The organism is Candidatus Methylomicrobium oryzae, from assembly GCF_016745425.1.
Taxonomy (GTDB): Bacteria; Pseudomonadota; Gammaproteobacteria; order Methylococcales; family Methylomonadaceae; genus Methylomicrobium; species Methylomicrobium oryzae.
The window spans coordinates 155,227-176,084 of record NZ_JAERVK010000004.1 but is presented as its reverse complement, the minus strand read 5'-3'; the positions used below and the strand labels follow the sequence as shown (position 1 = coordinate 176,084).

Annotated in this window: 23 protein-coding genes; 17 read left to right on the top strand and 6 right to left on the bottom strand. The window is 54.7% G+C overall.

The genetic code is table 11. The features are described 5' to 3' along the window. Positions 1-82: 82 nt before the first annotated feature. The 3 genes from JJL52_RS05865 (at position 83) to JJL52_RS05855 (ending at position 2,658) form a co-directional block, all read left to right on the top strand. Positions 83-1,087: a class 1 fructose-bisphosphatase gene (locus JJL52_RS05865; protein WP_202051471.1), complete on the top strand. Its 1,005-nt coding sequence runs from the start codon at positions 83-85 to the stop codon at positions 1,085-1,087. 217 nt (positions 1,088-1,304) lie between these two features. Further along, positions 1,305-1,793 carry a Crp/Fnr family transcriptional regulator gene (locus tag JJL52_RS05860; RefSeq protein ID WP_202051470.1) on the top strand — a complete coding sequence of 163 codons (489 nt, stop codon included), beginning with the start codon at positions 1,305-1,307 and terminating at the stop codon, positions 1,791-1,793. 82 nt (positions 1,794-1,875) lie between these two features. Next, complete coding sequence (locus JJL52_RS05855; protein ID WP_202051469.1) at positions 1,876-2,658, top strand: DUF815 domain-containing protein; 783 nt, start codon at positions 1,876-1,878, stop codon at positions 2,656-2,658. A gap of 27 nt (positions 2,659-2,685) precedes the next feature. Here JJL52_RS05855 and JJL52_RS05850 read toward each other — a convergent pair whose 3' ends face one another. Continuing rightward, positions 2,686-2,997, bottom strand: a complete 312-nt coding sequence (locus tag JJL52_RS05850) for a DUF3175 domain-containing protein (RefSeq protein WP_202051468.1) — start codon at positions 2,995-2,997, stop codon at positions 2,686-2,688. A 305-nt stretch (positions 2,998-3,302) separates the two neighbouring features. On the opposite strand from JJL52_RS05850, the gene JJL52_RS05845 reads away from it, so the two are divergent. Next, positions 3,303-3,887, top strand: a complete 585-nt coding sequence (locus tag JJL52_RS05845) for a glycoside hydrolase family 19 protein (protein ID WP_202051467.1) — start codon at positions 3,303-3,305, stop codon at positions 3,885-3,887. 73 nt (positions 3,888-3,960) lie between these two features. Here JJL52_RS05845 and ftsH read toward each other — a convergent pair whose 3' ends face one another. The 3 genes from ftsH to JJL52_RS05830 all read right to left on the bottom strand — a co-directional run bounded on the left by ftsH (position 3,961) and on the right by JJL52_RS05830 (position 6,975). Beyond that, positions 3,961-5,817, bottom strand: coding sequence for an ATP-dependent zinc metalloprotease FtsH (ftsH, locus tag JJL52_RS05840; RefSeq protein WP_436231510.1), 1,857 nt, complete (start codon positions 5,815-5,817; stop codon positions 3,961-3,963). 232 nt (positions 5,818-6,049) lie between these two features. Next, positions 6,050-6,721 carry a hypothetical protein gene (locus JJL52_RS05835; RefSeq protein WP_202051465.1) on the bottom strand — a complete coding sequence of 224 codons (672 nt, stop codon included), beginning with the start codon at positions 6,719-6,721 and terminating at the stop codon, positions 6,050-6,052. Between the two features lie 47 nt (positions 6,722-6,768). Further along, a complete protein-coding gene (locus JJL52_RS05830; protein ID WP_202051464.1) occupies positions 6,769-6,975 on the bottom strand; it encodes a DUF2934 domain-containing protein in 207 nt (68 codons plus the stop codon). Positions 6,976-7,326: 351 nt separating this feature from the next. On the opposite strand from JJL52_RS05830, the gene JJL52_RS05825 reads away from it, so the two are divergent. The 10 genes from JJL52_RS05825 to fae all read left to right on the top strand — a co-directional run bounded on the left by JJL52_RS05825 (position 7,327) and on the right by fae (position 16,528). Further along, positions 7,327-8,622 carry a two-component system sensor histidine kinase NtrB gene (locus JJL52_RS05825; protein ID WP_336885043.1) on the top strand — a complete coding sequence of 432 codons (1,296 nt, stop codon included), beginning with the start codon at positions 7,327-7,329 and terminating at the stop codon, positions 8,620-8,622. Further along, positions 8,612-9,232 carry a response regulator transcription factor gene (locus tag JJL52_RS05820; RefSeq protein WP_202051462.1) on the top strand — a complete coding sequence of 207 codons (621 nt, stop codon included), beginning with the start codon at positions 8,612-8,614 and terminating at the stop codon, positions 9,230-9,232. The genes JJL52_RS05825 and JJL52_RS05820 overlap by 11 nt, the downstream gene beginning before the upstream one ends. 180 nt (positions 9,233-9,412) lie before the next feature. Then, positions 9,413-10,342, top strand: coding sequence for a hypothetical protein (locus JJL52_RS05815; RefSeq protein ID WP_202051461.1), 930 nt, complete (start codon positions 9,413-9,415; stop codon positions 10,340-10,342). Then, the gene (locus JJL52_RS05810; RefSeq protein WP_202051460.1) at positions 10,335-10,994 is read left to right on the top strand and encodes an HAD family hydrolase; all 660 of its coding nucleotides are present in this window, start codon (positions 10,335-10,337) and stop codon (positions 10,992-10,994) included. Before JJL52_RS05815 ends, JJL52_RS05810 begins: the two co-directional genes overlap by 8 nt. A gap of 65 nt (positions 10,995-11,059) precedes the next feature. Then, positions 11,060-12,022 (top strand): beta-ribofuranosylaminobenzene 5'-phosphate synthase family protein, encoded by a 963-nt coding sequence (locus JJL52_RS05805; protein WP_202051459.1) that lies wholly within the window; start codon positions 11,060-11,062, stop codon positions 12,020-12,022. A gap of 48 nt (positions 12,023-12,070) precedes the next feature. Continuing rightward, a complete protein-coding gene (locus JJL52_RS05800) occupies positions 12,071-13,159 on the top strand; it encodes an ATP-grasp domain-containing protein (RefSeq protein ID WP_236994076.1) in 1,089 nt (362 codons plus the stop codon). Between the two features lie 2 nt (positions 13,160-13,161). Beyond that, positions 13,162-14,145 carry a methenyltetrahydromethanopterin cyclohydrolase gene (mch, locus tag JJL52_RS05795; protein WP_202051458.1) on the top strand — a complete coding sequence of 328 codons (984 nt, stop codon included), beginning with the start codon at positions 13,162-13,164 and terminating at the stop codon, positions 14,143-14,145. Positions 14,146-14,154: 9 nt separating this feature from the next. Beyond that, complete coding sequence (locus JJL52_RS05790) at positions 14,155-15,075, top strand: RimK family alpha-L-glutamate ligase (protein WP_202051457.1); 921 nt, start codon at positions 14,155-14,157, stop codon at positions 15,073-15,075. Next, entirely contained in the window at positions 15,072-15,923 is an 852-nt protein-coding gene (locus JJL52_RS05785) for a triphosphoribosyl-dephospho-CoA synthase (RefSeq protein ID WP_202051456.1), read from the top strand. Before JJL52_RS05790 ends, JJL52_RS05785 begins: the two co-directional genes overlap by 4 nt. A gap of 95 nt (positions 15,924-16,018) precedes the next feature. Then, the gene (gene fae / locus JJL52_RS05780) at positions 16,019-16,528 is read left to right on the top strand and encodes a formaldehyde-activating enzyme (protein WP_202051455.1); all 510 of its coding nucleotides are present in this window, start codon (positions 16,019-16,021) and stop codon (positions 16,526-16,528) included. Between the two features lie 65 nt (positions 16,529-16,593). On the opposite strand, the gene JJL52_RS05775 is transcribed toward fae, so the two are convergent. Next, positions 16,594-17,277 carry a HisA/HisF-related TIM barrel protein gene (locus JJL52_RS05775; protein ID WP_202051454.1) on the bottom strand — a complete coding sequence of 228 codons (684 nt, stop codon included), beginning with the start codon at positions 17,275-17,277 and terminating at the stop codon, positions 16,594-16,596. A gap of 121 nt (positions 17,278-17,398) precedes the next feature. Between JJL52_RS05775 and JJL52_RS05770 the strand changes: the two genes are divergently transcribed. The 3 genes from JJL52_RS05770 to crp all read left to right on the top strand — a co-directional run bounded on the left by JJL52_RS05770 (position 17,399) and on the right by crp (position 20,255). Beyond that, positions 17,399-18,379, top strand: coding sequence for an ATP-grasp domain-containing protein (locus JJL52_RS05770; protein WP_202051453.1), 981 nt, complete (start codon positions 17,399-17,401; stop codon positions 18,377-18,379). A gap of 7 nt (positions 18,380-18,386) precedes the next feature. After that, complete coding sequence (locus tag JJL52_RS05765) at positions 18,387-19,430, top strand: hydantoinase/oxoprolinase family protein (protein ID WP_202051452.1); 1,044 nt, start codon at positions 18,387-18,389, stop codon at positions 19,428-19,430. Between the two features lie 171 nt (positions 19,431-19,601). Beyond that, a complete protein-coding gene (gene crp, locus JJL52_RS05760; protein WP_202051451.1) occupies positions 19,602-20,255 on the top strand; it encodes a cAMP-activated global transcriptional regulator CRP in 654 nt (217 codons plus the stop codon). 9 nt (positions 20,256-20,264) lie between these two features. Here crp and JJL52_RS05755 read toward each other — a convergent pair whose 3' ends face one another. After that, positions 20,265-20,852: a D-sedoheptulose-7-phosphate isomerase gene (locus JJL52_RS05755; RefSeq protein ID WP_202051450.1), complete on the bottom strand. Its 588-nt coding sequence runs from the start codon at positions 20,850-20,852 to the stop codon at positions 20,265-20,267. Positions 20,853-20,858 lie beyond the last annotated feature (6 nt).

Sequence of the window (20,858 nt, the reverse complement as noted above, 5' to 3'; positions counted from 1 at the left end):
CAGGAATTTGGGCACCTCGATGCGGACCAAGCGGGTATAATTGGCAGGTAAGAAACGAACTACAACGGAGATCCGACAATCCATGGCCAACAAAGTCACGATGACCCAATTCCTGATCGAACAGCAGCGCGAGCATCCCGGTACATCGGGAACGTTTACGATGCTGTTGAATGACATCGTTACCGCCTGTAAACAGATTTCGCACAAGGTCAATCGCGGCAATCTGATCGGCGTGCTCGGCAGTGCCGAATCCGAAAACGTGCAGGGCGAGGTGCAGAAGAAACTCGATATCATTACCAACGAAATCATGGTCGAGGCGCTGGACTGGACGGGGCATCTGGCCGGCATGCTGTCCGAAGAAGTCGACGAGCCGATCAAGATTCCCCCGCAATATCCGAAAGGCAAATATCTGGTCTTGTTCGACCCGTTGGACGGCTCGTCGAATATCGACATCAACCTGACCGTCGGCACGATCTTTTCGATTCTGCGCTGCCGCGAAGGTGTGGATGCCGAGCCCGAAGATTTCCTTCGCAAAGGCGCGGAACAGGTCTGCGCCGGCTTTGTCCTGTACGGACCTTCGACGATGATGGTGCTGACCACGGGCCATGGCGTAAACGGCTTTACGCTGGATCAGGACATCGGCGAATTCATCCTGACCCACCGCAACATGACGATTCCTGAAGATACCGGCGAATTTGCGATCAATATGTCCAATCAGCGTTTTTGGGAAGAGCCGGTTCGCCGCTATATTGACGAATGCGTGCAGGGCACGGACGGTCCGCGCGGCAAGAATTTCAACATGCGCTGGATCGCCTCGCTGGTCGCCGAGGTGTACCGGATTCTGACCCGCGGCGGCGTTTTTCTGTATCCCTACGACAGTCGCGATCCGAAAAAGCCGTATAAGCTTCGCCTGCTGTATGAAGCCAACCCCGTCGCTTTCATCGTCGAACAAGCCGGCGGCGCCTGCACGACCGGCCGCGAACGGATGCTCGACGTGAAGCCGCAGAGCCTGCATCAGCGTGTGCCGGTGATCCTGGGCTCGAAAAACGAGGTCGAGCGGATTGTGAAATACCATTTGGAAGGCTGATAATCCACGATGTTCCAAATACCGGCCGGGACTGAGGCTAAAGAGTGCTCGACCTATGCCCTGCCAATGTACTAAGCCGGAATTAGGGCGAAAATTCGCCAATCGATTTTAATAAGGATCAATTTCTCGCGGCCATTTGCCCCGAGGATGAAACAAGGGCGTGGGATTTTAATTTTTTAAGTAGCTTTTGCCATATATTCCGTAGACTGAGTTGTTTATGCTCGAAATGCTTCAGCCCTATTCATTAAAATCGCTGCTTGCGCACCCCGAATTTGTAGAAGGGCAGTTTTGGAATCGCAAAAGCTACGACGCAGATCAACTGGTCATTGTCGAAGGCGAAAAAGGGAATGATATCTACGTGATACTTGAGGGAAAAGTCTCGGTATGTACGAACGTAAAAATTTCGGAAGACCGGCAAATGTTGTCGGGACTTTGCGAATTACTTGAAGGTCATGAGTTTGCGCATTTCTGTTTTTTCGACGACGAACCGTATAGCGCCACGGTCAAGACCATCACTCCCTGCCAAATGGCAATCATCAAGGCGCCAAAACTTAAACAATTCCTCGAACGGAATCCCGAAATTGGGTTTCATCTTCTGTTCCACTGGATGCAAATGTTACTGCCCTATCTCAGGCAGAGTAATAAACGGGTCGCCAATCTTTTCAGCTGGGGTTTGAAAGCACATCAGATTGACTCCTTGCTTTAAGCGTATTTTCCCGATACTTTACTGTTTCTTGAGCAGGTGATTTTTGCAAGTTTCCATTGTCTTTAAATCTTAGGATCAAAGTGTGAAGCCCAACGATTGGCATACTACGCATGCCGCCATTTGGCGCCAGCATAAAGAGTGTTTACGCCCTGTCGCCCGTCTGGATACGATTCGGCTAAAGGATCTGGTCGGCATCGACGAACAGAAACGGCAATTGCTCGATAATACCGCACGTTTCCTATCCGGAATGCCGGCCAATAATGCCTTGCTCTGGGGAGCCCGGGGCACCGGCAAGTCATCGCTGATCAAGGCACTTTTGAACGAATTCCGAGAGGAGGGGCTCAGGATCATTGAAGTAGATAAACAGGATCTGGTTTACTTGCCCGAGATTGTCGACGAAATCCGCGAACTGCCGCAACGCTTCATCGTTTACTGCGATGATCTCTCGTTTGAAGCGCACGACCGCCGTTACAAGTCGCTGAAAAGTGTGCTCGAAGGCTCGATCGAGCTGCCGCCCGAGAACGTACTGGTGTATGCGACGTCGAATCGCCGGCATTTGCTTCCGGAACGGATGAGCGATAATCTCGACACTCGTCTGGTGGATGGCGAGGTGCATTATTCCGATGCGGTCGAAGAACAGATTTCGCTATCGGACCGTTTCGGCTTATGGCTGGCGTTCTATCCGCATTCGACCCAGACTTACCTGAACATCGTCGACAGTTATTTTCCCGCCTATAGCGGCGATCGGGATCGATTACACCGGGAGGCATTGGAGTTTGCGCAAAAGCGGGCTGTGAAAAGCGGCAGGACGGCGAAACAATTTTTCAACCTGTTTTCCGAGCGGCATCGGCAAGAAAACCAGTAAGGTGCGTTTTGGGGTAACGGGTCTCTCTCATTTTTTTCCATACAAATCGCGCAGCGCCCGTTTGGCCTGCTCAAGGATTTGCTTCTGTTCGGGCGCCAGATTCTTGCCGGCGCGGTTGATGTAAAATACCAGCATCGACATTGCCGAGCGGAACGGTTCGGCCTTGCGGCGCGTGCTTGCTTCGGCCGAGTTCCTCAGCGATTCGGCAATCCGCTGCGGATCTTTCCAGGTAAAGACGCCCTGTTCCAGGCTAAGGGCATTGCTTTCGCGCGTGACTTTGGCCGACCATTTGTATGGAGCGGTCTTGCTTGAATCGTTGGTTTGCTGTTTTCGAGTCATCGAGATATTCGAAAGGCGATTATTCGAGCGGGTTCGCCCGCTTTGCCGGAACAGCCCCGTAGCCAACCCATTGCCGCGAAAAATGGTTAGAGTGTAAGCTTATCTTTGTAAAAAGGTTAAAAAAGAGTATGATGGAAAATTCTAGATGATGGTCGTTAGATATGACAAATGATCTTAACCCTGATCGGTAGCAATGCATTCGGCGTCGGAAAATTCTATTGTCATAATCCTTCTGCGGATTTAAGTCCGGTACGATCCACGGGACTGATGAACGGCGGCTTTCGGTTTCTGCTTGAGGAGTATTTATGTCTTATACCATTACTGAACAACATTTGGCTGCCATTGCGGGCAAATCTACCCCTCTAATGTCCGCATTGGCGGATTGGATCAATAAAATCTGCCCTGCCTATGAAATCGATAGGCCGCATGAATATGCGCATTTTCTGGCGCAGGCTTGCCACGAAACAGACCGGTTCCGGACGCTCGAAGAATATGCCTCCGGCAATGCTTATGAAGGACGCAAGGATTTAGGCAATACAAAGACGGGAGACGGAGCCCGGTTCAAAGGGCGGGGGATTTTTCAGACCACCGGGCGCGCCAATTATTTGCAGCTAGGAATCAAAAAAGGGAATGAAAATTTGTTCATTGATTCCCCCGAATTACTCGAACAGCCCGAATATGCGGTATGGAGCGCCTGCGAGTTTTGGGACGGACGGCATTTGAACGATGCGGCCAACGAACCCGACGGCGCAGTTTTAAAGAAGAAATACGGCGGCCAGGTTCATGACGTTTCTCCGGTCGAATTTATCAGCATTTCGATTAACGGCGGCTTGAACGGCATCGAAGAGCGGAAAAGATTCTATGCGATTGCGAAGAATATTCTTATCTGAATCCGGGGGCGTATCGGTCGCTAAAAGAAAAGCCACCGCACCGGTAAGGGTGCGGTGGGCTGAAGGGTAAAAATTACTTGCCCATCAGGGCAGTGACTTCTTCCCGGTTCACGACTTCTTTTTCCTGCAGCAGATTGGCCAGTTTGTCGAGCATTGTGCGCTTTGTGGTCAGAATTTCGCGCGCCCGGCTTTCGCCTTCCTCGATCAGCATCTTGATTTCGGCATCGATCAGGCTGGCCGTGATGTCGCTGTAATTGCGGTATTCGGAGACTTCGGATTCCAGAAACTGCAAATGCTGGCGTCTGCCGTAGACCGGCGGCCCGAGCTTCTTGCTCATGCCGAGGCTGCAGACCATATTGCGTGCAATTTCGGTCGCTTTTTCGAGGTCGTTTTGCGCGCCGGTCGAAACATTGCCGAACACGGTTTCTTCCGCCATCCGTCCCCCCATCAGAATCGCGATCTGGTCTTTCAGTTCGTCTTCGGTCGCAAGGAATTTTTCTTCGACCGGCAGTTGCAAGGTATGCCCCAGTCCTGCTACACCGCGCGGAATGATCGAGATCTTATGCACGGGCTGGCCGGTCGGTACGGTTTCCGCGACCAGCGCGTGTCCGGCCTCGTGAAAAGCGACCCGGCGTTTTTCTTCCGGGTTCAACACCCGGCTCTTCTTTTCCGGACCGGCCAGAATGCGGTCGATCGCGGCTTCGAAGTCCTGCATTTCCACCTGCGTGTGACCGTTGCGAATCGCCAGAATCGCGGCTTCATTCGCAATATTCGCAAGATCGGCCCCGACCAGGCCGGGCGTGCGCCGGGCAATCACTGCAAGATCGATGTTCTTGGCCAGGATCATTCTCTGCGTATGCAGTTTCAGGATTTCGATGCGGTCCTGCAGATCGGGCTTGTCGACAATGATCTGGCGGTCGAAGCGGCCGGCGCGGAGCAGCGCCTTGTCGAGAACCTCGGGCCGGTTGCTGGCCGCCATCACCACGACCCCGACGGAGGTGTCGAAGCCGTCCATTTCGGTCAGCAGTTGATTCAGGGTTTGCTCGCGTTCGTCGTGTCCACCCATGACTACCGGGCCGCCGCGCGAGCGGCCGATTGCATCGAGTTCGTCGATGAAGATGATGCACGGCGCCTTGTTGCGCGCCTGTTCGAATAAATCGCGAACGCGGGCCGCGCCGACGCCCACGAACAGTTCGATGAATTCCGAACCGCTGATGTTGAAAAACGGTACTTGCGCTTCACCCGAAACTGCGCGGGCGAGCAGCGTCTTGCCGGTGCCGGGCGGGCCAACCAACAGCACGCCTTTCGGCATGCGGCCGCCGAGTTTCTGGATTTTTTCCGGATTTTTCAGAAAATCGATCGACTCACCGAGTTCCTGCTTGGCGCTGTCGGCGCCGGCGACATCCTTGAAAGTGATTTTTGGCTGCGTATCCTGGTGAATCCGGGCCTTGTTGCCGATATTCAGAAATGCCTGCGGACCGGCGGCAGCACCGCTGCGGCGAAGCAGCCAGGACCAGATGAACACGAAAATGAAGATCGGGATGATCCAGTTGAAAATCAGATTGGACAGCCAGTTGTCGCCGCTTCTGACGACGAAATCCACTTTGTTCTTGGCGAGCATTTCGGCCAGGTCGGAGTGCCAGAGCGGCACCGTCGTGAAAGGTTTGCCTGTGCTTTCGCCGGCTTCGGGTTTAATGACGCCGCTGAGGTAATGTTCCGAGACGACCACTTTGTCGATCTTCCCTTCCTGCATCAATGTCATGAATTGGCTGAACGGGATTTCGCTCTGACGGATTTCCTGTAGGTTATTGAAGGCGAGCAGCAGCAGGATGAAGCCGAGCGTAAAAATGATGATTCTTTTTTGTTTCGGATCCATGTCCGGCGCTTTATTCAGATCGACCGGCCGTTCCTTGTCGGTCAGAAAATGCATCGCGCGTCCCAGCAGGTTTTTCAAAAAGTTAATAAACTGGCTTAAAGATGCGATCACTAATTTCACAATATCGTTTTCACGCTTTTCCATGAGGTTTTCCCGGAGGTTGGTTTTTTATCCTGATGGGAGAGTCGGCGATGCGTTTTTATCAATCCGAATAAAGATCGATACCACGCTGCGGCGATGGAATCGCCTGCGTTCGACGCGGTAAAAAAAGCCCGTGCAGGAGGCTTTACTCCCCCAAGATTGTCGCGACTTCTTCGGAGCAAATCGTATCCTTATCGGCCGCAAGTATAAATTCCGCAAGTTTGGAGATGGCGCGCCAGTTATGATAATCATTTATGAAATTGAATGCTACCTGATGTAATTGGTTCAATTTCTGATCCCGGGTCTGTTGATCGGGCGAGTAGCGCTGCAAGTAGTCCTCGATTAGCGCCAGGTCGAAGGAACCGCCGTAATTTTCCAGCGCGGGCGGATCGACCAGCCGGTAAGTAAAGATTTCGTCATCCATTTCCGCGACAAATTTGGCTTCCGCCAGGGAGCCGGCGAGCAGATTAATCACGTCCGCCTCGAAGGCATTCAATAAATTTTCCGGATTTCGAATCCAATCTTGCCCGTTTTCCACCGATATATACCGGAAATCGTCCAGCGTATCGGGCAATGTGTGCAGCAGGCGGCCACCTTCGATGCAGGCGATATAGTTTTCGTAAGCGGTCTGAAAATCGGTAACGGTATCGGAGTGAGCGACGCTGAATCTCAGGTTGAATAAGAGCGGAGGAATGCTGCGCATCCGGTTGATCAGATAAATGGCTGCGGCATGGCCGGCTTCATGATAGGCGACGCAGCGTCTGCGTATTTCCGGCGTATACGCGGCGGCATTATTGACATGAATGTTGCGTCTCATGGTATACCTCGTTCTTTTTCAGATAGGGTTTAAAAAATGCCCTGAGATCAGGATGGGTCGTTATCCAAATACCAATAGCGGCACTGGTTGCTTATTTCCTGTTCGGCCTCCAGCCAGTCGTCCAGTTCATGTCCGCTTGCAAATCCTCGCCTTTCGGCTTTAAAGTAGGCCCGTTCCTCAACCATCAGTCGGAATTTGTCGGGGTCCGTATTTCCGTATGTATCAGTATTCAAGGATTTATCGGGTATATTCATTGGAGCTCCTGAATAATCGCTAACCTAATGACTTTAGGATGCTAGCAACAATAATCGGCATTCGGCAATTCGTACAAATACCTATACGAAATTGAGCTTTTTTATGAAGGCCGAAGTCTCAGTATTCACCGGACACAAGCATTTACCGAGGCTTTTATCAGGGAGTTGTTAAGATAATATAGTTTCCGCGGGATCTTGATACTGTAGAATCTCCGCTCGAGTTAAAAACCACGGCGCTCTCCTTATTCTAACGGATATGCAATAGCGACATTTGGCCATTTGCCGATTTATTGATTTATGACCTCCGAATCCAATTCATCAATTGCCCTCGGATTTTGCGATAAACCGTCGGTGGAAGCCGCCGAATTGCGAAAATGCCTGTCTATCGCACAGCAAAGGCTGCTGGCGTCTGAAGAAAGAATCGGAATACTGGAGCAAAAATTAGCCGAGCAGACGCGCGAGCTGACCGAGAGCAACCAGGCGTTGAGACGGAATATTGCGGCGCTTGAGGAGTCAAAGCAGCGCCTGCGGGAACGGGAGGCCAAGCTCAACTCGATTTTTAATGCGGCGGTCGAAGGCATCATCACGATAGACCGCAACGGTTGTGTGGTCACCGCGAATGCCGCAATTAAGGCGATACTCGGCTATGCCGAAGAAGAGTTGGTAGGCAGGAGCATCAATATGCTGATGCCGTCCGAACAAGGCGTACAGCATGACCGGCATATAAAGGATTATATCGATCACGGCCATTCTAAAATCATCGGCAGCATACGGGAGGTCGAAGGCCTGCACAAAGGCGGGTGGACCGTGCCGCTGGATTTGTCGTTAGCCGAGTTTTTTATCGACGGCGAGATTTATTTTACCGGCATCCTGCGCGATACCAGTCAGCGCAAGTTGCAGGAGCAGGAAAACCGGGAGCATTTGGAAGAGCTGGCGCATGTCACCCGCCTCGGCTTGATGGGCGAGATGGCGTCGGGCATCGCGCATGAAGTGAATCAGCCACTGACCGCCATCGTCGCCTATACGGAAGTCAGTTTGAACCTGCTTAAAATGCCTCGCCTCGATACCGAAAAACTGGCCGGGATTCTCGCTAAAACCCATCAGCAGGCGCTGCGCGCCGGCCAGATCATTCACCGCATGCGCGATTTTATCCGCTCGAAAACCGCTACGCGGACACTGGTCTGCATCAATCAATTGATCAGGGATTGCATTGGACTTTGTTCGGACGATATCAAGCTGCAAAATATCAAGCTCGGCTTGGAGTTGACGAATGATTTGCCGCTGGTCTATGTCAATGAGGTCCAAATCGAACAGGTGGTGTTGAATTTGCTTAGAAATGCAATCGAAGCCATGAAAGATCTTGCTCACGATCATCCGCGCCGGCTCGCGATACACACCCGGCTGGATGGTCGCCGATTCATCGAGATCGGAGTCGAAGACAACGGGCCCGGGATTGCCGCTGCCGAACTTGCGAAAATCATGACCCCTTTTTATACGACCAAAAAAAACGGCATGGGCATGGGATTGTCGATCAGCCGCTCGCTGATCGAGGCGCATCACGGGGCGTTGCGTTTTAATAGTCTCCCCGGCAACGGCTGTACTTTTTATGTCACTTTGCCTTCGAAGGAGCAGGCGAATGGTTTTTGAACAGAACAACCCGGTGGTTTATCTGGTAGACGATGAGTTTGCGATCCGCGATTCGTTGACCTTGCTGATCGAAACGGCCGGATTCGACGTGCAAAGCTTTGCTTCCGCGCTGGAGTTTTTGGACTGCTACGACCCCGAACGGCCGGGCTGCCTGTTGCTGGATGTCAGAATGCCGGAGATGAGCGGCCTGGAACTGCAGAAGGCATTGAATGAACGGAGTCTTGATATTCCGATCATTTTCATTAGCGGCCATGCCGAGGTTGCCGATTCCGCGAAAGCGTTCCGTGCGGGCGCTATCGATTTCCTGGAAAAGCCTTTCGAAAACAGCGTGTTGCTGGAACGCATCGCCGAGGGCATCCATAAGGATATCTATGCCCGATCCCAGCAGTCCCTGAAGCGCGAGATCCTGCAGCGGCTGGGGCAACTGACGCCGCGCGAAATGGAAGTCCTGCGCTTGATCATCAGCAGCCATTCCAATAAGGAATCGGCCAAAATCCTGAAGGTCAGCAATCGCACCGTCGATGCGCACCGGGCGCGCATCATGGAAAAACTGCAGGCGGACAGTCTCGCGGAGTTGATGAAGATTGCGATGCAGTGCGATTTGTTATAATGGCCGGTGATGCGGCGGCGTTTCGAATCCGTATGTCATAAGGCCCTAATCATTTCATGGGGGAAAGATGCCCCCTGATATGAGTTTGGGTTAACGGCGGGAGGATTTTCGCGGCTTGCCGAGACGGTCTCAAAATCTGCCGACCTGATTTTTTCCGCGTTCATTTTTTCTCCAATATTCGTGTTTTCTCCCAAAGACTTCATCGAAACTGCCGAAGGTCTCTTGTTCGCGGTCGTCAATCCGCATCCGGAACAGGGCAAAGTGCTGTGTTTTTTGCGCTACGTCAACATTGAAAGGCTTTGGCGCAAGCAGGCGACCGACGAGGCGAACGCCTTCTTGCGCCGAAATCATCCTCATTATCTGCATTATTCTCCGGTTCTGGATGCGCGCCTGCATGCGGTGGACATCGAACGGATCGTCAGGCACCATCGGCCGCAGGACCGACTTCGCCATATCATGCGGCAGTCTCGCTATGATCCGGTCGAACGCGACGTCGTTGAGCTCTGCGGCTTGCTGAGGCAGCAAGGGGTGGACCTGAACCGGATCGGCATTACCGGCTCGGTGCTGGTCGGCGTGCAAAAAGAAAGTTCCGATATCGATCTGGTTTGCTACGGGGGCGAGGCTTTTCATCGCTGCCGTGCCGGCGTAAGAGCATTGATCGAACAGGATCGCCTGCAGGATCTGAGCGACAGCAATTGGCAGGCATCTTACCATCGCCGCAATTGTTCGTTGAGTTTCGAGGAGTACATCTGGCACGAAAAGCGGAAATACAATAAGGCCTTGGTCAACGGGCGCAAGTTCGACTTGAGCTTGATCGAGCCAAACGAATCGGACAGGCAACAGCATTATCAAAAGCTCGAGCCGGTTACATTAACCTGCCGGATTACGGATGACACCCAGGCGTTCGGCTATCCATCCATTTACCGGATCGAGCATGATTCGATCGCGGCGATCGTCTGTTTTACCGCGACTTATGCCGGGCAGGCGTTCAAGGGCGAAACGGTGGAGGTGGCCGGCATGCTCGAACGGAACGCCGAAGGCGTCCGGCATATCGTGGTCGGTTCCAGCCGCGAAGCGCACGGCGAACATATCCGGGTAATCCATGGTTAGGCGGGCCGATATTTCGGCGGTCATCTTCGACATGGACGGGCTGGTGCTTGACACAGAAAAAACCTATCAGGCGGCCTGGCGCACAGCGGGACGGGCCATGCGTTACGATTTTCCGGACGTTTTTCTCGAAGGATTGGCGGGGCTGGCGGGCGATGCGGTGCTCCGAGGGATCGCAAACTTTTGCGGCCCCGGTTTCGATCCCGGCGAATTCAACCGGCTGACGACAGCCTGCTGGCGGGATTATGTGGCGGTGCACGGGATCGAGGTCAAGACCGGTTTTCACGCGCTTCGGGATTATCTGAATCGGGAAGCGATTCCGTTTTGTCTGGCAACGAATAGCGCTTTGGTCAACGCGGAGGCCTGTTTAGCGTTGGCGGGGCTTGCCGACGTTTTCCCCGTTGTCGTCGCGCGCGATCACGTTCGGCGTCCCAAACCGTCGCCCGATGTTTTTCTGCAGGCAGCGTCCGTGCTGAAGGTTCCGGTCGGCCGCTGCCTTGTCTTGGAAGACTCGCCCGCCGGCATTGAAGCTGCTTTCGAAGCGGCGGCCGTGCCGGTAATGGTGCCGTCGATGCGGCCGGTGGATGCGGCAACGCTAGCCCGCTGTCGGTTCGTGCTGAACGATCTGGGGGAACTGCCGGGAATGCTGGGCTAGTTCGCCGCCGCCCGCCTGTTCGTGTATAATGCCCTGTTTTTCAATGCAACTTTCGACCTGATCCTTTGCAATTTCGACATCAGAAAGTATCGGTGACCGCGCCGGCCCGCTTGCATATGGGGTTTATCGATTTGAGCGGGGCCTTGGGAAGACATTTCGGCAGCATCGGTGTGGCGCTGAATGAGCAGGCGACGCGTTTGACCGTTGCCGGGGCGGACCGGCGAAGTGTTTCGGGGCCTGCGGCTGGGCGCGCCGAAAAATGTCTGACGAGGCTGTGCGAAGCGCTCGGCGTGCCGGATACGCTCGAAATCCGAATCGAAAGCGCGATACCGGAGCATGTCGGTTTGGGGTCGGGCACCCAGATGTCGCTTGCGATCGGGGCGGCGTTAAACGCATTTTACGGTTTGGGACTGACTATTCGCGACATCGCGAAGGTGATGGTCCGGGGGCAGCGCTCCGGGATCGGCATCGGCGTGTTCGAACAAGGCGGGCTGGTTGTCGACGGCGGCCGCGGCGAGCACACGGTTACGCCCCCGCTGCTGGTCCGGATGGCGCTTCCTGATGCCTGGCGGTTTATCCTGGTCTTCGACAGGCGCGGGCAGGGGCTGCACGGTTTGCAGGAAATTCAGGCGTTCCAGGACTTGCCGCTGTTCCCTCGGCGCGAGGCCGAGCAGTTGTGCTACCTGTTATTGATGCAGGCGTTGCCCGCGGTGGCCGAGAACGACATTGCCAAGTTCGGCGAGGTGATCACACGCCTGCAGCGGTCGGTCGGGGAGCATTTTGCGGCGGTTCAGGGCGGCGTTTACACCAGTCCCGAAGTGGCCTCGGCCATGCAGTGGCTGGCCGAACAGGGCGCGGTCGCGGTCGGACAGACCTCCTGGGGGCCGACCGGTTTTTGCATGGTAAACGGCGCCGATCGCGCGGCGGCTCTCATCGAAATGGCGGAACGGAAATTCGCGGACGGCGGTACCTTAGTTTTCTCCAGCGCGAGCGCGCGCAACAGCGGCGGTCTGGTTGCCGTGGAGTAGGTTCCAAGCGGATCGGTTTTTGAGGCGAGCTTGGGGCCTGCGCATCATTTGAATTCTTCCGATTATTTGCTGATCATTGCCGGCTCCGGCCGCATGCTGGCAGAGGCGGCTTCCAAGGCCGGCCTGAAAGCGCTGGTGATCGATCTTTATGCCGATCTGGACACCCGGGAATACACGCTCGAGGCCTGCCGCCTGCCGTCGCTGGCGGTCGAAGATGTCGCCCCGGTTCTGGATGAACTTGTCAGGCGTTACGGGGTTAATCAAGTCGTTTATGGCAGCGGCCTGGAGCCTTATCCGGAAACCCTGGATTATCTGGATCGGCGAATGGCTCTGCTGGGGAATGTGCCCGCCGTCTTTCGCCGCCTTCAGGACAAGGCCGCATTTTTTACGGTGCTGGCCGATCTGCGGATTCCCTTCCCGGTGGTGACGTTTGTTGCGCCCGACGCCGACGGGAGCTGGCTGGTCAAGCCGATGCAGGGGCAGGGCGGACTGGGTATTCACCCTTATTCTCCCGGTTCAGCCGATCGCGGCGTTTACTGGCAAAAATTCCAGGAGGGAACGCCGGGCTCCGTTTTGTTTTTGGCCGATACGCACAGGGCATGTGTGGTCGGCTTCCATACCCAATTTCATGCCGATTTAAGCGCCGGCCTTGAATTTGCGTTTTCCGGCCTCATTAACCATGCAATTTTATCCGGCAGCCAGAAATCCCGGGTGGCCGGCTGGCTGTCTCGATGCGTCCGTGCCTTTGGATTGAAAGGTCTGAACACGCTCGATTTCATTCAGGACGGCGAGCGGATCTATGTGTTGGAGATCAATCCGCGCCCGTCTGCGAGCATGCAATGTTATGGCGAGTTGGTGACTTGCCATATTGCAGCCTGCCAGGGCGCCCTTCCGGAGGCGTTGCCGGCGCAGAAGGGATTTACCGGTTTCCGGATCGTTTATGCCGCTAAAGATTTTAGGATTCCCGAGGGGTTTGTCTGGCCCGAATGGGTGATGGACAGACCCGAGGCCGGCGTCTTGTGTCATGCCGGTCAACCTGTGTGCAGCGTGATTTCCCGCCGAAGCGATCCGGAGCAGGTGGAGGCGGAGTTGGCGGGCAGGCAGCAACAAATTTTCAATCAATTAGTCAAGGTTTAATTATGGAATATCAAGCGAGTGTGAATAAATTGACCCAGCCTCTGGTGCAGCATTTGATTGCAAATGCGGACAAACTGCGGGTGGCGGTCGAAACTCTCGACAACGGCTGCACGGTCATCGACGCGGGCATCAAGGTGCCCGGCGGCCTCGAAGCCGGACGGATCGTCGCCGAAATCTGCCTCGGCGGGATGGGAACGGTCACGCTGAGCCACAGCCCTTATACCGCCAACTGGCCGTTGACGGTCAATGTGCATACCGGCAATCCGGTGTTGGGATGCCTTGGCAGCCAGTATGCGGGCTGGAGTTTGTCGCACGAAAAATATTATGCGCTGGGTTCGGGGCCGGCCCGGGCGATGGCGACCAAGGTCAAAGAGAGTAACGAAGAGCCGGTTGAGGAGCTTTACAAGGAACTCGGTTACCGCGACAGTTTCGATTCGACCGTGCTGGTGATCGAGAACGATGCGATTCCGCCGCTGGCGATCATCGAAAAAGTCGCGGCGGCCTGCAAGGTCGATCCTTCCAAGTTGACCGTGATTGTGACCCCGACCAGTTCGCTGGCCGGCGGCCTGCAGGTCGTCGCGCGCGTGCTCGAAGTTGCGATGCACAAGGCCCATGCTTTGCATTTCCCGCTCGAAAACATCGTCGACGGCTTCGGCAGTGCGCCGCTGTGTCCGCCGCATCCGAACTTCGTGAAGGCAATGGGGCGCACGAACGATGCAATCCTGTTTGCAGGCCAAGTCCATTTGTTCGTGAAAGGCAGCGACGAAGCGGCCGAAAAGCTTGCTAATGAATTGCCGAGTTCGACTTCGAAGGACTACGGCAAGCCGTTTGCGGATATTTTCAAGCATTACGAATACGATTTTTTCAAGATCGATCCGATGCTGTTCAGTCCGGCCAGCGTGATTGTGACGGCTGTCGAGTCGGGCAAGAGCTTCCGCGCCGGCAAACTCGACAATGCATTGCTTGACCAGTCTTTCGGCGCATAAAGGACATTCGTGCGCCGCATTGCGATTTTTACCGACGATCCGGGCTGGCACGGCAGACAGCTCAGCCTGGCGTTTGCCGAGCACGGCTATCGCGCGGAATATGTCTCGCTGACCGACTGCCGCTTGACGGTGGCGTCGGGACAACTGCCTCTGTGGATACCCGGGTTTGAGCACGCGCTTCCCGATGCGGCCTTCGTGCGCGGGGTGCCGGGCGGTTCGCTCGAAGAAGTGGTGCTGTATCTGGACGTTCTGCATGCGTTGAAGCTCCTCGGCGTTCCGGTTTATAACGACGGCCGAGCGATCGAACGCTGCGTCGACAAGGGGATGACCAGTTTTCTGCTGCAGCGCGCAGGACTTCCGACACCGCCGACCTGGGTATTGCGCGATCCCGAGGAAGCGCAGCGGATCGCCGAAAACGAACTGCAAAACGGTCATTTATTGATCTGCAAGCCGCTGTTCGGTTCGCAGGGCGAAGGCATCCGCCGGATCGAAAAAATGACCGACCTGTTCTGGCTGACTTCGAGCCGCGGCGTCTACTATCTGCAGCGGTTCGTGCATGCCGCCGGGGAGGGGTATTACGATCATCGCGTATTTGTGATCAACGGTCGCGCAGTCGCAGCGATGCGGCGGCGCGGCAAGTCGTGGCTGAATAACGTTGCGCAGGGTGCGGAGTGTGAATGGGTCGAGGCGAGCGGTGAGTTGGCCGAGCTGGCGGTCAGGGCGACGCTGGCGCTCGACATGGATTATGCGGGGGTCGACATCATGCTCGGCCGGGACGGCCGCTATACCGTGATCGAAGTGAACAGCGTGCCGGCCTGGAAGGGATTGGAGAGCGTCTGTGATGTCAATATCGCGGCCTTGCTGGCCGAAGACTTGCTCGGCCGCTATTTGGGGCTGGGCCGCGTTCAGCCGGCGATTGAAATCCGGTGATCGCTCCCGAGCGGCTCGAAGCCCTGTACCGGGAAGCCTGCGAAATCGAGCTGCAGGCGTTCAAGCCGGGCAATGTCAGCGTTTATGCGGACGGTCATGACATGACGGTGGCCGATTTCAGGCGCAGCGCCGAGGCGAGCTCCGGGCCGTTGTGCAATCCCGCCTATTCGCTCGGCGAAAAAATCTATTATGCAGTGAAAGCCACGCGGGAGGCGGTCGGCTGCAACACCAATCTGGGAATAGTGCTGCTGTGCGCGCCGCTGGCGCAGGCGGCGGCCGATAAATCCGAAGGGGTTACTTTAAGGCAGGCTTTGGATCAGGTGTTGGCGTCCACAACGATCGAGGATGCCGACTGGGTTTTCAAGGCGATCACGCTGGCTGCGCCGGGGGGGCTCGGCAATGCCGGCGAACAGGATGTGCATCAAAAAGCGACGGTGAATCTGCTCGAAGCGATGAAATTAGCGGCTTCGAGGGATCGTATAGCTTTTCAATATAGTTCAGGGTATCAAGATATATTCGATTTCTCCACAAAATTATACTATAATGTTATATGTGGAAGGATTGGTCGTAATTGGGCTGCTCTGGCTGTTTATGTTGGATTGCTGCGCCGGTTTCCCGATAGTCACATTGAAAGGAAATATGGTAATCGATACACCGGGATGGTTGTCGCCAGGATGGCTGTGCTTGAGGATGCTCTGCAACGAGCGGAAAATCCCGAGCAAACATTACCGTTGCTCTATCAGATAGATCAGGAATTCAAGTCGCAGGGAATCAATCCAGGTACGACGGCTGATCTGACCGTAGCAACTTTATTTGCCGTATTGTTGGAAGATATATCAAGCGTTTGATTTCGCTAGGCCTAGCTATGTCAATCGCAAACGTCGGCCGACTGCGGTGATCATATTATCTAATTTTTATTTTTTCTTCACAGGGGAAAACAAGCATGGCTAAAATCAATAAAATGTGCGTAGGTGAATCTTTAGTGGGCGAAGGCAACGAAGTTGCGCATATCGACCTGATCTTGGGACCAAGAGGTTCTGCGGCTGAAAGCGCATTTGCAATCTGCCTGACCAACAACAAAGACGGCTTCTCCAGCCTGTTGGCCGTTGTCGCTCCGAACCTGATGGTTAAGCCTGCGACTGTGATGTTCAACAAAGTGACCATCAAAGGTGCAAAACAAGCCGTGCAAATGTTTGGCCCAGCGCAACGCGGCGTAGCAATGGCTGTTGCTGACAGTGTTGAAGACGGCACCATTCCTGCTGATGAGGCTGACGATCTGTTCATCAGCGTTGGTGTTTTCATCCACTGGGCGGCTGAGGACGACGCGAAAATCCAAGAATACAACTATAAAGCAACCAAAGAAGCGATCGCTCGCGCGGTTGCAGGCACTCCGACTGCGGCTGAAGTTGTTGCCGGCAAAGCGACTGCGAAACATCCATTCGCTGCTGGTTAATCGGCATCCAAGTTTAGTTAATAAGCTTGACAAAAAATACCCCACTTGTTGGGGTATTTTTTTGCCTAAAAGGCGGTAAGGTCGGCGTGTCCGATAGCGCCTGAATGCAGTGCGCTCGCCACCAGGGCTTGTCTTATTCCGATTTTTTGCAGTGCTGCCAAATCTTCTTGGTTTCTGATGCCGCCTGCAGCGATGAAATTTTTGCCGGGATAAGTCTTACGGAAGGCGGTCAGTTTTTCGATGTCGGGGCCGGAGTCGCTGCCGACCCGCTCCAGCGTCATGATGATGATGTCGTTCGGCCAATACTCGGAGTTTGTAAACAGGCTCTCCGGACCCAGCCATTTGCCCCTGAAATCCAGCGATAAAACGAAATCTTTGGCGTAGATATCCAGCAGGCTTAGCGTTTCGGCCCGAAACGATTCGCTTCCCAGCACCGTTTTGAGGTTTGACGGCCGTCGTGAAGCCGAGGCTGAAAGGGGCAAGCCGCGATCGAGCCAAAAATTTCGGTTCGGGAAGCGTTCGGCTGCGGCATGGATCAATTCCTCATGGTTGCCTTTTCCCTCCAGCGCATCCAGGTCGGCAATATAAAAAGTCCGGAAATCGTATAATGCCAGATAAGCTCCAATCACGTCGAAGATGTCTGCCGAAGGGCACAGTACGGTATGGATCGGCCGGTAGGCGTCGCGCCTGCCTTGTTTGGCATGGACGACGGTTCCGCCTTTCAAATCGATGACCGGAATGACTTGCATGAACTCAAAGGCTCCATCTGAGTAAGGTGTATGGCGGCAATGATACAATATTCCCTTTGGAGGCGCCGAAGTCTCCTTGGATGCTGTGCTAATACAAGGATGCCGGTGGGGTTAAGGGGACGTGAAGATTCTGGTATTCGAATACATCAGTGGCGGCGGCTGTAATCGGGAAGAGCTGCCCGATTCGCTGGCGCGCGAAGGTCTGTTGATGCTGAAGGCTTTGCTCGAAGGCCTGAGGGAAATTCCGGGCCTAGCGGTTACCGTGATGCTCGATGTGCGCCTAGCAGAGGTGGTGGTGCCGCCAAATGTTCGGACGGTCTTGATTGGCCGCCAAGACGACTGTTTTATCCGGTTCGAGCAGCTGGTTGAGCAGCATGATGCGGTCTGGCCGATTGCACCGGAGTTCGAAGGAATCTTGTTTTCGCTGTCTAACGCGGTTGAAAGGCTCGGCAGAACGCTTCTGGGGTCCGGCTCCGAAGCCGTGCGGTTGGCGGGGGATAAATACGAGACTTACCGGTGTTTGCTGTGCCGGCAAATTCCGGCCGTCCACACCTGCCGTCTGGAAAAGGTTTCCGTTTTTCAGGGGGAATCGATTGTCAAGCCGGTCGACGGAGCGGGCGGCGGCAGCTGCCTGATCCGCGATGCCGAGGAATTCGAGCGGACCGTCGAGTACTTGCAAGGAACAGGAAGCTACATCATTCAGCCTCATCTGTACGGCGAGAAGACCAGCCTGTCCTGCTTATTCAAAAGCGGGCGGGCCTGGCTGCTGTCGGTCAATCGGCAGGAGTTCGATATGGTGGATAATCAGTATCGGCTGGCAGCCATTCAGGTCAATTATCGGGATGATCTAAGTTCTTATCGAAATCTGGTTGGCCATTTGGCCAAAGCGATGCCTGGGCTGTGGGGTTATGCCGGCATCGACCTGATCGAAACGGCCGACCAAGTGCTGGTTCTGGAAGTCAATCCGCGGCTGACTTCTTCTTTCGCAGGTTTGAGCGATGCTTTGGGTGTCAATGTTGCCGCGTTGGTGTTGCAGTTATTGCAGGGCGATCCCGTGATCCGGCCTAGCGCAAATAAAACGGTAACTGTTCAAATCAAATAAAAGATAAATGATGAATGAGATGATCGGCTGGGATATCGGCGGGGCGCATGTCAAGGCTGCCGCGATGAACGGTCGCGGCGAGTTGACCGCGGTTCTTCAAAAACCGTGTCCGTTATGGCAGGGAGTGGACAAACTCCGTTTTGCGGTTGAGGCGATTCTAAGTGAATTGCCGGTATCTTCTTATCGCCACGCGATCACGATGACCGGCGAATTGGTCGATTTGTTTGCAGGCCGCGACGACGGAGTTAAAACGATCCTCGCCACGATGGTCGAGCTACTGCCAAAGGGTGAGCTTTTGGTTTATGCCGGTAGGCTGGGTTTTCTGGAGGCATCAGTAGTCAAGCATAACCAATATGCGGCGATAGCCTCTGCTAACTGGCTGGCCAGCGCAAGCTATGCGGCGCGAAAAGTCGGCAGCGGCCTGTTTGTCGACATCGGCAGCACTACTACCGATATTCTGCTGCTCGATCGCGGGCAGGTAGCCGCGGAAGGCTATAGCGATTATGAACGTTTGGCGACGCAAGAACTGGTTTATACCGGCATTGTCAGAACCGCCGTGATGGCGCTCGCCGAATGCGTCGAGGATCAGGGAAGGGAAGTCGGCCTGATGGCCGAATATTTCGCGACCGCGGCCGATGTGTACCGGCTAACCGGCGAGCTGGACGAAGTGCACGATCAGTCGGATACGGCGGACGGTGGCGAGAAGTCGGTACTCGCCAGCGCCAGGCGCTTGTCGCGGATGATCGGCTGCGATTTTGATCCTGCCGAATTGCCTCGGTGGCAAAAGCTGGCGCACAATCTGCGCGAAAAACAATTATCAAGAATCCGGCAGGGCTGCGAAAGGCAGTTAGCTCGAAGCGCTCTCTCCGGCTCCGGCCCTTTCATCGGTGCGGGTATTGGACGTTTTCTGGTGAGGCAGTTGGCCGAGTCGATGGGAAAGTCTTATCTCGATTTCTCGGCGCTATTTCCGGCATTATCAAACGAAAACGGGATGTCCGCGGCTGATTGTGCGCCGGCGGCCGCGGTTGCGTGTCTGTCCGGAAAGGATTAACGATTTTACCGGACTTCGGCGGAATTCGGAACAGTCGTTATTTCGTCCTAAGTTCCGAGAAAATCGGAGAAAAATAAAAATATAGAGGCTCTATCCGAGGCGATGCGGTTTTTTTGCTAAACTCGATGCAGCCAAAAATACTTCTGGTTAGGATCATTCGTGGGGAGCATTATGTTAAAAAACGCGCCAGCAATCAATCAGGAAGCCCTGAACGCATTCCTGCACTTATGCCATAGAAAAAAATATCCGGCCAAAGCGACCGTGATCAGGCCTGGCGATGTTGGCGACCGGCTCTATTTCATCATTGAAGGTTCGGTCAGTATTTTTGCCGAAGACGAAGAGGGAAATCAGGAGATCATTCTGGCATATCTGAATAAGAATGAATTCATCGGCGAGGTCGGGGTATTCAAAGGGACGGAAGTGCGCAAGGTGAGCGTGAAAACGCGGAGTCCCTGCGAATTGGCCGAAATCGGTTATGACCGTTTCAGGCAGGTATTGAAAAAGGAATTGCTGGCCTATGCGTCCGATCTGCTATATATGCTCGGCGATCAATTGGCGTCGAGGTTGTTGATGACCAGCCGCAGGTTCTGTGATTTAGCTTTTATGGATGTGGAAGGCCGCATCGCCAGAACGCTGCTCGATTTAAGCAAGCAGCCCGATGCGCTCACCCATCCGGACGGGATGCAGCTGCATATCACCCGGCAGGAAATCGGCCGGCTGGTCGGCTGTTCCCGGGAAATGGCGGGGCGCGTCCTGAAGGAGCTGGAGGAAAAAAAATTGATCACTGCCCACGGAAAGACGATCGTGGTGTTTGGGACCCGGTAGCCCGCCGGATCAACCGCCGAAGATCTGGTAGTCGATCAGGTCGCACAAGCAGTGCGTAATCATCAGATGCGTTTCCAGAACGTGGGCGGCCGAATTTGACGGTACGCGGAGTTCCAGATCGTTTTCATGCAATAACGGGGCGATGCTGCCGCCTTCCTGGCCGGTCAGCGCGATCACCGAAATGTCCTTATCGTGGGCGCTGTTGACCGCTTTCAATATATTCGCGGAATGCCCGCCGATCGTATACACAACCAGAATATCTCCGCTCTGCCCGAGCGCCCGGAGCGGTTTCGCGAAAATATCGTCGTACTGCATGTCGTTCGCGATGGCGGTCAGCATAGTCATGCCGGTGCCCAGCGCAATCGCGGGCAGCGAAGGGCGGTCGCGCTCATAGCGATTGATCAGCGAGGCGACCAGCAACTGCGCGTTGTTCGCCGATCCGCCGTTGCCGCAGGCGATGATTTTCTTGTCGTTGAGCAGGGCATGAACGAGGCGCTGTGAAGCAAAGCCGATCAGTTCGGACAGATTGACCACGGCTTCCTGTTGGGTCTGGATGCTGTTCGTGAAATGATTGATGACGCGTTCTTGCAAACTCATGTCCGT